General features: G+C 36.2%; 13 protein-coding genes. 12 read left to right on the top strand and 1 reads right to left on the bottom strand.

What is annotated here, in order from left to right:
• Positions 1 to 5: 5 nt before the first annotated feature.
• The 8 genes from PSR14_RS27100 to PSR14_RS27065 all read left to right on the top strand — a co-directional run bounded on the left by PSR14_RS27100 (position 6) and on the right by PSR14_RS27065 (position 8,069).
• Positions 6 to 1,178, top strand: coding sequence for an acetyl-CoA C-acetyltransferase (locus PSR14_RS27100; protein ID WP_001206325.1), 1,173 nt, complete (start codon positions 6 to 8; stop codon positions 1,176 to 1,178).
• A gap of 196 nt (positions 1,179 to 1,374) precedes the next feature.
• Positions 1,375 to 3,159 carry an acyl-CoA dehydrogenase family protein gene (locus PSR14_RS27095; protein WP_000416296.1) on the top strand — a complete coding sequence of 595 codons (1,785 nt, stop codon included), beginning with the start codon at positions 1,375 to 1,377 and terminating at the stop codon, positions 3,157 to 3,159.
• 138 nt (positions 3,160 to 3,297) lie between these two features.
• Complete coding sequence (locus PSR14_RS27090) at positions 3,298 to 4,020, top strand: MBL fold metallo-hydrolase (protein WP_001242587.1); 723 nt, start codon at positions 3,298 to 3,300, stop codon at positions 4,018 to 4,020.
• Positions 4,021 to 4,023: 3 nt separating this feature from the next.
• Positions 4,024 to 4,581 (top strand): TetR/AcrR family transcriptional regulator, encoded by a 558-nt coding sequence (locus tag PSR14_RS27085; RefSeq protein WP_098487340.1) that lies wholly within the window; start codon positions 4,024 to 4,026, stop codon positions 4,579 to 4,581.
• 808 nt (positions 4,582 to 5,389) lie between these two features.
• The gene (locus tag PSR14_RS27080) at positions 5,390 to 5,575 is read left to right on the top strand and encodes a hypothetical protein (protein WP_001180555.1); all 186 of its coding nucleotides are present in this window, start codon (positions 5,390 to 5,392) and stop codon (positions 5,573 to 5,575) included.
• A gap of 13 nt (positions 5,576 to 5,588) precedes the next feature.
• Positions 5,589 to 5,837, top strand: coding sequence for a spore coat protein (locus PSR14_RS27075; RefSeq protein WP_001002987.1), 249 nt, complete (start codon positions 5,589 to 5,591; stop codon positions 5,835 to 5,837).
• 245 nt (positions 5,838 to 6,082) lie between these two features.
• The gene (locus tag PSR14_RS27070; RefSeq protein WP_000820654.1) at positions 6,083 to 7,033 is read left to right on the top strand and encodes an L-lactate dehydrogenase; all 951 of its coding nucleotides are present in this window, start codon (positions 6,083 to 6,085) and stop codon (positions 7,031 to 7,033) included.
• A gap of 22 nt (positions 7,034 to 7,055) precedes the next feature.
• On the top strand, positions 7,056 to 8,069 hold the full coding sequence (locus tag PSR14_RS27065) for a PTS transporter subunit IIC (RefSeq protein ID WP_098487339.1): 1,014 nt from the start codon (positions 7,056 to 7,058) through the stop codon (positions 8,067 to 8,069).
• Positions 8,070 to 8,125: 56 nt separating this feature from the next.
• Here the strand turns inward: PSR14_RS27065 and PSR14_RS27060 are convergent, their stop codons facing one another.
• Complete coding sequence (locus PSR14_RS27060; protein ID WP_000713754.1) at positions 8,126 to 8,773, bottom strand: phosphatase PAP2 family protein; 648 nt, start codon at positions 8,771 to 8,773, stop codon at positions 8,126 to 8,128.
• A 143-nt stretch (positions 8,774 to 8,916) separates the two neighbouring features.
• On the opposite strand from PSR14_RS27060, the gene PSR14_RS27055 reads away from it, so the two are divergent.
• From PSR14_RS27055 to PSR14_RS27040, 4 genes are all read left to right on the top strand, one after another.
• Complete coding sequence (locus tag PSR14_RS27055) at positions 8,917 to 9,444, top strand: hypothetical protein (protein ID WP_000826892.1); 528 nt, start codon at positions 8,917 to 8,919, stop codon at positions 9,442 to 9,444.
• A 254-nt stretch (positions 9,445 to 9,698) separates the two neighbouring features.
• Positions 9,699 to 9,941, top strand: a complete 243-nt coding sequence (locus PSR14_RS27050) for a DUF3937 family protein (protein ID WP_000475829.1) — start codon at positions 9,699 to 9,701, stop codon at positions 9,939 to 9,941.
• A 117-nt stretch (positions 9,942 to 10,058) separates the two neighbouring features.
• A complete protein-coding gene (locus PSR14_RS27045; RefSeq protein ID WP_001206595.1) occupies positions 10,059 to 10,430 on the top strand; it encodes a hypothetical protein in 372 nt (123 codons plus the stop codon).
• 744 nt (positions 10,431 to 11,174) lie between these two features.
• On the top strand, positions 11,175 to 11,540 hold the full coding sequence (locus PSR14_RS27040; RefSeq protein WP_000218967.1) for an arsenate reductase family protein: 366 nt from the start codon (positions 11,175 to 11,177) through the stop codon (positions 11,538 to 11,540).
• Positions 11,541 to 11,560: the final 20 nt, after the last annotated feature.

Here is an 11,560-nt window from a genome sequence, read left to right as displayed (position 1 = left end):
CGTTCATGAGAGAAGCTGTCATTGTTGCGGGAGCAAGAACACCAATTGGAAAAGCAAAGAGGGGTTCATTAAAAACAGTTCGTCCTGACGATTTAGGGGCGTTAGTAGTAAAGGAAACGTTAAAGCGTGCGAATTATGAAGGGCCAATCGATGATTTAATTTTCGGTTGTGCGATGCCAGAAGCAGAGCAAGGTTTAAATATGGCTCGTAATATCGGCGGATTAGCAGGACTTTCTTACGATGTTCCAGCTATTACAATTAACCGTTACTGTTCTTCAGGTTTACAAAGTATCGCTTACGGAGCAGAGCGCATTATGCTTGGTCACTCGGAAGCGGTATTATCAGGCGGAGCGGAATCAATGAGTTTAGTTCCCATGATGGGGCACGTTGTTCGTCCGAATAGTCGCCTTGTAGAAGCAGCTCCAGAATATTATATGGGTATGGGACATACAGCAGAGCAAGTTGCTGTGAAATATGGAATTTCTCGTGAAGAGCAAGATGCATTTGCAGTAAGAAGTCATCAACGCGCTGCGAAAGCATTAGCTGCAGGAAACTTTGCTGATGAAACAGTACCTGTAGATGTAACGTTACGTACTGTTGGAGCAAATAACAAACTGCAAGAAGAAACAATCACTTTCACGCAAGACGAAGGTGTAAGAGCTGAAACGACGCTAGATATTTTAGGTAAATTACGTCCAGCATTTAACGTTCGCGGTTCTGTAACAGCTGGTAATTCTTCACAAATGAGTGACGGTGCAGCATCTGTACTATTGATGGATCGTGAAAAAGCAGTGAGCGATGGCATGAAGCCACTTGCGAAATTCCGTTCATTTGCAGTAGCGGGTGTACCACCAGAAGTAATGGGAATCGGCCCAATCGCAGCAATTCCGAAAGCATTAAAATTAGCTGGCTTAGAGCTATCTGATATCGGCCTATTTGAACTAAATGAAGCATTCGCTTCACAATCGATCCAAGTTATTCGTGAACTTGGTTTAGATGAAGAAAAAGTAAACGTAAACGGCGGTGCAATCGCACTTGGACATCCACTTGGCTGTACAGGAGCAAAACTAACACTATCTCTTATTCACGAAATGAAACGCCGCAACGAACAATTCGGTATCGTAACAATGTGTATCGGCGGCGGAATGGGAGCAGCGGGAGTATTTGAATTACTATAAAAAAAGTGGAAGCGGCTCGTTCAGAATGTGAGGGGGATGGAGCTTCAGACGTAGAGGCGCTCTTTGCCTCGCTCACAACGAGACGTCACCAATGCAAAGAATGGAAGCAACAAAGGTTTATAAAAAATAAACGGGAGAGCCAGCTTCTTTCAAAATGAGAGAAGCGGCTTATGAAAATATGAAGGAGGAAATTTTCATGGAAAAAACAGTAGGAAGTGCGGTTAAAGGCGGTAGCTTTTTAGTAGATGAGATTACGATTGATCAAGTGTTTACGCCAGAAGATTTTTCATCTGAGCATAAAATGATTGCAAAAACGACAGAGGACTTTATCGTAAATGAAGTTCTTCCAGAGCTTGAATATTTAGAGCAACATGAGTTTGATCGTTCTGTTCGTCTTTTAAAAGAAGCTGGGGAACTTGGTTTATTAGGCGCTGACGTACCAGAAGAGTACGGCGGAATTGGTCTTGATAAAGTAAGCTCAGCGTTAATCGCAGAGAAATTCTCTCGCGCTGGTGGTTTTGCAATTACTCACGGTGCTCACGTAGGTATCGGATCTTTACCAATCGTGTTATTCGGTAACGAAGAGCAAAAGAAAAAGTATTTACCATTACTTGCAACTGGTGAAAAATTAGCTGCATACGCATTAACAGAGCCAGGTTCAGGATCTGACGCATTAGGTGCAAAAACAACGGCACGTTTAAATGCAGAAGGTACACATTACGTATTAAATGGTGAAAAACAGTGGATTACAAACTCTGCATTCGCTGACGTATTTATCGTATACGCAAAAATTGATGGAGAGCACTTCTCAGCATTTATCGTAGAGAAAGACTACGCTGGTGTATCTACAAGCCCAGAAGAAAAGAAAATGGGTATTAAATGTTCGTCAACTCGTACGTTAATTTTAGAAGATGCGTTAGTACCGAAAGAAAACTTACTTGGTGAAATCGGTAAAGGTCATATTATCGCATTCAACATTTTAAATATTGGTCGTTATAAATTAGGTGTTGGTACAGTTGGGTCTGCGAAACGTGCAGTAGAAATTTCAGCACAATATGCAAACCAACGTCAACAGTTCAAGCAACCAATCGCTCGTTTCCCATTAATTCAAGAGAAACTTGCGAATATGGCAGCAAAAACATATGCAGCTGAAAGCTCTGTATATCGTACAGTAGGCTTATTCGAAAGCCGAATGAGCACATTATCTGAAGAAGAAGTAAAAGACGGTAAAGCAGTAGCAGCTTCTATCGCTGAATATGCAATCGAGTGCTCTTTAAACAAAGTATTCGGTTCTGAAGTACTAGACTATACAGTAGATGAAGGTGTTCAAATTCACGGTGGTTACGGATTTATGGCAGAGTACGAGATTGAAAGAATGTACCGTGATTCTCGTATTAACCGTATTTTCGAAGGAACGAATGAAATTAACCGCCTAATCGTACCAGGTACGTTCTTACGTAAAGCGATGAAAGGTGAATTACCACTTCTTCAAAAAGCACAAAAATTACAAGAAGAGTTAATGATGATGATGCCAGAAGAAGTAGGCGATGAGCCATTAGCACTTCAAAAATATTTAGTAAATAACGCGAAGAAAATCGGCTTAATGGTAGCTGGATTAGCTGCTCAAAAATACGGTAAAGCATTAGATAAAGAGCAAGAAATTCTTGTGAATATCGCTGACATCGTAAGCAACTTATACGCAATGGAATCAGCTGTTCTTCGTACAGAAAAAGCAATTAAAACAACTGGTCTTGAAAAGAATAAACAAAAAGTGTTATACACTGAAGTATTCTGCCAAGAAGCATTCAACGAAATTGAAGCACATGCGAAAGAAACACTTATCGCAGTTGAAAACGGCGACATGCTGCGCATGATGTTATCATCATTACGTAAATTAACTCGCCACACACCACTTAACGTAATTCCGAAGAAACGTGAAATCGCTGCGAAAATTTTAGAAGATGAGCGTTATACAGTTTAATACCTTTAAAGAACAGTAGTCGTTTATACGGCTACTGTTCTTTTTTCTGAAAAAATGAAATTTTTAGTGACATAAAACTAATACCATTAGTATAATAAAACTAATAGTGTTAGTTTTCGTGAAGAGGGAGATGGGAATATGAGAATGATGCATGAAAAAACGGTATATCAATTGTCATTTTTGCCAAGAGTGTTTCCTGTGAATTGTTACTTTGTGGAGGAAGAAGATGGTTTAACTTTAATTGATGCTGCTTTACCATATAGCGCAAAAGGGATCTTGCAGGCGGCTGAGAAAATAGGGAAACCAATTACTAAGATTGTATTAACACATGCGCATGATGATCACATCGGTGCATTAGACGCATTAAAGGAAGTAATTCCTCATGTTCCAGTCTATATTTCTAAGCGGGACGCAAAGCTGTTAGAAGGAGATACGACGTTACAAAAGGATGAACCAAATACGCCAATAAAAGGCGGTGTACCTAAAAAGATAAAAACGGTACCTGATATTTTATTAGAAGATGGTGACCGAGTTGGATCGCTGCTTGCTATTGTGACACCGGGACATACACCGGGCTCCATGTCGTTTCTTGATATAAGAAATAAAGCTCTTATTGTTGGGGATGCATTTCAAACAAGAGGAGGTACGGCTGTTTCGGGACAAATGAAATTTTGGTTTCCGTTTCCTGCGATGGCAACGTGGAGTAAAGAAATATCATTACAAAGTGCAGAGAAGTTAAGAGAATATGAGCCTTCCTTACTTGCGGCAGGACATGGGAAAATGATAAAGGATCCAGGTGCTATTATAGAGCTTGCTATTAAGGAAGCGAAGCGAAATATAGAAAGTAGAAAAGAGGGGTAATTTATGTCACCGAGAATCGGACTTACATTACCGAAAATTGTAGAAACAGCAGCAGAAATAGCAGATGCAAATGGAATACAAGAAGTAACGTTAGCTTCATTAGCGCAAAGGTTAGGGATACGTTCTCCCTCACTATATAATCATGTAAAAGGGTTACAAGATGTACGGAAACATCTTGGTATTTACGGAATCAAACAGCTGTATAACAAACTGGAAGAAGCGGCCGAGGGTAAACGGATGGATGAAGCAATTCATGCTTTAGGAGAAGCGTATGTAGCATTCGTACGCAAACATCCTGGACTATATGAAGCAACCTTTTTACGAGATGAAGAAGTAAGAAAAGCAGGCGACGGAATTGTAAAGCTTTGTCTTCAAGTTTTACAACAGTATGGCTTAGAAGGGGAGAATGCACTTCATGCGACACGTGGATTTAGAAGCATTTGTCACGGATTTGCGTCGATTGAACAGCAGGGTGGATTTGGTTTGCCGTTAGATCTGGATACGAGTTTACATGTATTGTTGGAAACGTTTATTAACGGATTACGTGGAATGAGAGAGTGAATAAGAAGCGAGGCAACCAAAAACCTTAGAAGTGATTTTTTAGTTATCTTTTTAATCGGGAATCTATATTCGTTAACAGGCGAACAGTATAAATTAGCAAATGCATTTTTATTAGCAGGAGTACTTTGTTCTTATGCTTTAACTATCGTAGTTTTGAAAAGAAGATATTAGATGAGAAAGAGCCTCTAGTGGTTTAGAGGCTCTTTTTTGTTAAATGATATTATTTTGCAGGTTTGAAAAATGTGTATATGGCTAAGAAAAAGCAAACGAAACTGAATACGATAGGATCTTGATATGGACTAGGCTTAGAGCCCTTCTGGATTTCTGTAAGGAAGTCATGTGTTTTCATGTTTTATTGCTCCTTTATATAAGAATACGTTTAATGAAACTAATACTTACTAATAGAGTTGCACTAATAAATACTAAGAAAAATGTAGTATTACGGTTTTTATAGTTGTTAAGCGCAATGAATAAAAAACAAATGAGAAATAACATATGTAAAGGAATAGAAGTGAGTAATGGCTTTAAAGTTAATATATCAATCAACAATTTTATATACAGAATTGCATAAACCATTAAGAAGATAATTTTAAAATATTTTTGCATAAGCACACCTACCTACTATGATTTGTTTTGAGATACTATCGTTAGTGTAAGGTGACCTTTTGAAAATTTGTATTTTTCTGTAATTATAACATTTTTCTGTATTTATAAATAGATGTGAAATGTAAGAAGGCTTTTTCATGAATACGATTTAAAAAGAACAGAATACTAAAGAAGAATGAAAGAAGAAAGGTAGGAGTATCCTATGCAAAACTTAACAGAGCTTGAAGTAGAAAACTTACGTCATTTAATTGGTGGACACGCAACAATTATTAACAAGTTGGAGCAGTATGCACAGACGTGTACGGATCCACAACTGAAACAAATGCTACAAAAAGATGCGCAAGATGCACGAAATACGAAACAACAATTAATGACTTTCTTAGGATAGGAGGAAGCGAAAGATGAATGAAAAAGATATGGTAAATGATTATTTAGCAGGATTAAATGCAAGTTTAACAAGTTATGCAAATTATATTGCTCAGTCTGATAATGAACAGTTACACCAAACGTTAATCCAAATTCGTAATCAAGATGAAATGCGCCAACGTAATATGTATGAGTATGCAAAGCAAAAGAGTTATTACAAACCGGCAGCACCTGCAAATCCGATGATTGTACAGCAATTAAAAAGCCAATTAAGTGCGGAATAACAGGAAAAAGAAAACGAGCGAATCTATTCGCTCGTTTTCTTTTTGTATATGTCAATAAATACATAATAAATATTTTTCCAGTTGTAACAAATATGACGAAAATGGAATATAACAATTCACAAAAAGGACAAAAACTTTGCTCAATATTTCACAAAGTATCCATGGTTTCTATCGTGGGAACCTCTATAATTAGGAGTGTAAGGAACAAAAGAAATAGATTATATGATCAATTAGGAGAGATTGCTATGAAAAGACATACAAGAAAAATTGCAATTATCGGTACTGGATTAGTTGGATCAAGTTGTGCATATTCCATTGTCAATCAAGGCATTTGCGAAGAGCTATTATTAATTGATATAAATCATGAACGTGCAGTTGGGGAAGCAATGGATTTATCACACTGCATTAACTTTACAAATACAAGAACAAAAGTATATGCAGGAAGCTATGAAGACTGCAAAGATATGGACATCGTTATTATTACAGCAGGACCAGCACCAAAGCCAGGACAAAGTCGCTTAGATACTTTAGGAGCAAGCGCAAAGATTATGGAAAGTGTTGTTGGCGGCGTAATGGAAAGTGGATTTGATGGTATTTTCTTACTTGCATCAAACCCAGTTGATATTATTACATATCAAGTGTGGAAATTATCTGGATTACCTAGAAATCATGTGATCGGTACTGGTACATCACTAGATTCTTCTCGCTTACGAACAATTTTATCTGAAATGTTACATGTAGATCCTCGTAGTATTCATGGGTATTCATTAGGAGAACATGGTGATTCTCAAATGGTTGCTTGGTCACACGTAACTGTTGGTGGAAAACCAATTCTGCAAATATTAGAAGAACAAAAAGAACGATTTGGTGAAATAGATTTAGATGAAATCGTTGAGAAGACTGCGAAAGCCGGATGGGAAATTTATAAACGAAAAGGTACTACTTATTACGGAATCGGAAATTCTCTAGCATATATTGCAAACTCAATCTTTAACGATGATCACCGTGTCATTGCTGTATCAGCTATTTTAGATGGTGAGTATGGTGAATATGATATTTGTACAGGAGTGCCAGCTATTATTACTAGAGATGGTATAAGAGAAATTGTAGAACTAAATTTAACGGAGGATGAAGAATCTCGATTCGCAAAATCAAACGACATTTTACGTGATTATATTAAAACAATTGGCTACTAACTTATAGGAGAAGGTGAAACAAATGAAGGAATATATAATGTCTCGTGTATTTAAAGCATCAGCTGGAATCGCACAAGGTATTTTCGTATCCCTTGGAATTGGTTTACTAATCGAAAATATAGGAAGAATTGTTGATATTCCGTTGCTTATTACAATCGGAGTTGTTGCAAAATCACTTATGGCACCAGCCATTGGTGCCGGAATTGCTTTTATGCTCGGTGCAAACGGTCTTGTAATCTTCTCAGCTATGGTAGCTGGAGCGATTGGTGCCGGATCCATTTCAATTACTGAAGCAGGTCTAATTATTAAAACAGGTGAGCCAATCGGTGCATTATTAACAGCGACTTTAGCTGTATATATTGGTAAACGTTTAAGTGGAAAAACTGCGTTAGATATGATGCTCGTTCCATTTGCGGAAATATTAGGTTCTGGTTTAGTCGGTATTTGGTTATCTCATAATATTACTCCTGTTTTAAATGCAGTTGGAGCATTCATTAAAGATAGTTCAGCTGGTAGCCCGTTTATCGCTTCTATCGTCATTGCAGTCGTTTGGGGACTATTACTTATCTCTCCAGCTTCATCAGCTGCGTTAGCGATCGCACTTAGCTTAGATGGTGTTGCAGGTGGTGCTGCTCTTGCAGGCTGCGTTGCTCAGTTTATCGGATTCTCTGTCATCTCAGCGAAAGAAAATAATTTAGGTGGCATATTAGCTCAAGCACTTTGTACTCCGAAAGTACAGTTGCCAAATATCACTAAAAATCCAATGATTCTCGTCCCAACTGTCGTCGCCAGTGCGATAGTTGGTCCAGTATCCGCATTAATTTTCCAACTGGAAGCAGGAAAAGAAATTGCAGGTCTTGGATTAAGTTCTCTTATCGCACCAATTAATTTAATTTCCAGCGAAGGATGGGAAGTTGTCCCAGCGATGGTAATCACTTATATCGTCATTCCAGTAGCTGTTTCTTATATACTTTACATTGCTCTTAAAAAAGCAGGTCGTATTCACTCTGGTGATATGACTGTACCGCAATCTTAACTTGAAAATCTCCTTTTATATAGAGAAAAGCAGACTGAGAAGCCACAGTCTGCTTTTTACATTTTATGATTTTGTTTTACTGGAACACGTACGGTTTCTTTTGCTAATAAAAGCTGAACGCCGAAGTAGAGTATGCTTGCAAGCGTCATTCCAGAAATGGCGTCTACAAATGCGTGTTGCTTCGTAAATAGCGTTGATAAAATAATAAGCGTACCGAAGAAGGTAAGAATGTAATATTCAAAAGCATGTTGTTCTCTACGTCTAAAGGCAGCTAACATAATGATAAAGGTAGTAAGAACGTGAATGCTAGGGAAACAGTTCACCGGTTGATCGATACTATAAATATAGCGGACTAGTTCGGAAAATACGTCTGTTCCAACGACGGTTGGACGTGGTACAGTTGTTTGCCAAAAATAATAAATAGAAAAACAAGCAAGTTTTCCAAGAATGATACTACTTAAAGTGACATAATATTGTTTTCGATCTGCAAAGCAGTAATAAATAAGTGCGCCGTATAAGTAAGGAAACCAAATTAAATAAGGAATAATAAATGCTTTCACAAATGGAATCCAATCATCTACTACAGTTGTGACATCTACTGCGTGTACAGTCGATTTATTTAATACATCGTAAAGGGGACTTACGAGTACGAGTAGAAGTATATAACTTAACGGAAGAAAAGATGAAAGTTTAAATTTCTTCATGATAATCTCCTATGTTTAGTAATGTAAGTAAATTCAATTGATTATAATATAGAAACGCAATTTGGGCTATCGATTTTACTTACATTTTCTTGAATGAACCTTACGTTTTTGTCACTTGACTGAAAAGAAGGGGAGGGTGCTAAATGAAGCGTTTATCGTATTTCTTAGTTTTTATATTCATATGCCTAGTCGGTGCTGGGTGTGCAAAGGATAAAGAAGGAGAGAAATTAGAATATAACGGAAGAGCACTCGTAATTGGAGTTGTTGGAGAAAAACCGAAAGATACGTTTAGGAATGTAAAGTTTGAGGAAATAAAGTTAGAGGAACTGGAAAAGAAATCTAAGGAAGTAGATGGTTTTCTAATAATGAAAGATCACTTTCAAGAAGCCTCAACAGAGCAATATAAAAATGTATTTTCATCACTAAAGAAACCAGTATTTTTTATCGGTTTACAAGATAAATCATATTCGATTTTTATTACAAAAGGGATAGAGTATAACAGTGCCCGAAAAGATGTAAATGCGATGTATACGCAAGGGTTTGCAAATATCGGAAGTGGTGAAGGACAACAATGGGCAGTTGGTTTATCTAATGGCGGAAATACAGAAGAAAGTATTCATAATATGTATATCGTCGTATTTCAAACAATTGCAGATTATTTGAATAGATGAGGAAGAAGCCTGTAAACAAGGTTTCTCCTTTATTTTGCATTCAGGAATTGGTTATATAATGGTTCAAATGATTCCATTTTTATGAGGTTACTAGTAGGGCTTTTTTATTAACAGTAATTCCTCAATATACACGAAATATGCAAATATGCATATTGTATTTATTTGGAATTTTTGTATGTTAAAATTAAATATAGAGATTTTTATATGTAATGAACTAAAATTAGAAATATCCAATGAATTTTGAGAGGTGTTACATGTTTAAAAATAAGAAATTAATTCGATTCGGTCTAACATTACTTGTATGTTTATTTGTAATTGATTTTACAATCAGTTATTTTCAAACATATCTTGAATCAGCGGCAGGTATTAAATGGGCAGTATCAGAAACTTGGAGAACTATTTTGTTAGATGCCCCTGAAAGTATATTGGTTATTTTAGGCGCAATTGCTTTATATGATTTCACAAAAGAAACATCGCCAAAAGACGCATCTATTTAAATGCGTCTTTTTTATTTCATGCAATTAGCAATTTTGTGGATGGTAGTCTTGCTATCAATGATAGAGCATTATGCCATACAATGAAGATAATATTAGAAATTTATGGGGATGATTACGTTGAGGGAATTTTTAATTAGTTATGCTGCAAGCCTGCTTACTTTTACTATTATATGGTTCTTAATACCGTATATTTCGGATCCTAGTTATTCTAACGAGAATGGTTTACCTAACATAGTTGGATTTATTGTAATTCTCATCATATTTGGTAGTGTATTAGATCTTGTAGCTTGCCTAATTGGAGAAGTGTTATACAGGAACATAAAACAATGTAGGAAGTTTCGAGTTGGAATTCCTGTATTTATTGGACTATCTCTTATCTATATATTTATACTCTCTCTTTTTACTATTACTAGTGCATATGCTTCTAGTTTAGTTGCACCTATTATTATGGGTTCCTTAGCTTTTTATGTAGTACGTAGAAAAATATAATTAACCTCAGCTAACGATAATGATGTAAATAAGCTAGTGGCGATTCCGCAAAGAGTTTAAATAAACTACGAAAAAGTAGAAAAGTATACATTTCTGCTTTAATAAAGGATACGTTTACCTTTAGATTGATGATAAAAAAGAAGTGCTCCTGTTTCTAAGCAAGGGCACTTCTTTTTATATTTCAGTCAGTAATTTGAATTTCATATTCTCAGGAGCAGTTACTTTTGCTTTATTGATGATAGGCTTAATAACTTTTTTATGGGCTCACTACTACGGTCAAAATCGTTAGTTCCTTTCATCTGTACGCCTTTGTCATGTAAAGTGTTTCCGGGTTTTGTGACTATAGGCTGAACTGGTTAAATAAACGTTTGTTTAAGATGTATGTTCGGCAGGAAGAAAACGATGCAGCTCAAGGGTTAATAAAGAAAAAAGGAAATTAATCAAACGTTTGTTTAAGATGTATGTTCGGTAGGAAGAAAGCGATACAGCTCAAGGGTTAACAAAGAAAAAAGGGGAGTTAATCAAACGTTTGTTTAAGATATATGTTCGGAGAGTGATAAGAGAAGAATCTAAAAAAATTTATATATTTATTTTTCCTTAACAAATGGCGGAAAAATAAGAAAAATTTGCAGGATTATTAAAAATTATCACGAAATAAGTAAAAGTTTAGCGAATAATCGTTTGAAATAATAAAACGTTTTCTATATGATAAAGGTAAAGGTTAGTAAAAAAGTAGGTGAATTTATGACAGTAACATTTTATTCATATCCAAAGTGTGGCACATGTCAAAAAGCAAAGAAATGGTTTGAGGCAAACGATGTAGCATATGAGATGATTCATATTGTTGAAAATCCACCATCAAAAGAAGATTTACGTAATTTACATGAAAAAAGTGAATTACCATTAAAAAAATTCTTTAATACAAGTGGAATGCGTTACCGTGAACTTGGTCTGAAAGATAAGTTAAAAGATGCAAGTGAAGACGAAATGTACGAGCTTTTAGCATCTGATGGCATGTTGATTAAACGTCCAATTGTAACAGATGGAACGAAGGTAACACTTGGTTTTAACGAAGAGCAGTTTGAAAGTGTGTGGAAAAAGTACCAATAAGGTATTTTTACATAATTAAT

The organism is Bacillus sp. A01H, from assembly GCF_045277205.1.
Classification (GTDB): Bacteria; Bacillota; Bacilli; order Bacillales; family Bacillaceae_G; genus Bacillus_A; species Bacillus_A paranthracis.
This window is presented reverse-complemented; position numbering and strand designations above follow the sequence as displayed.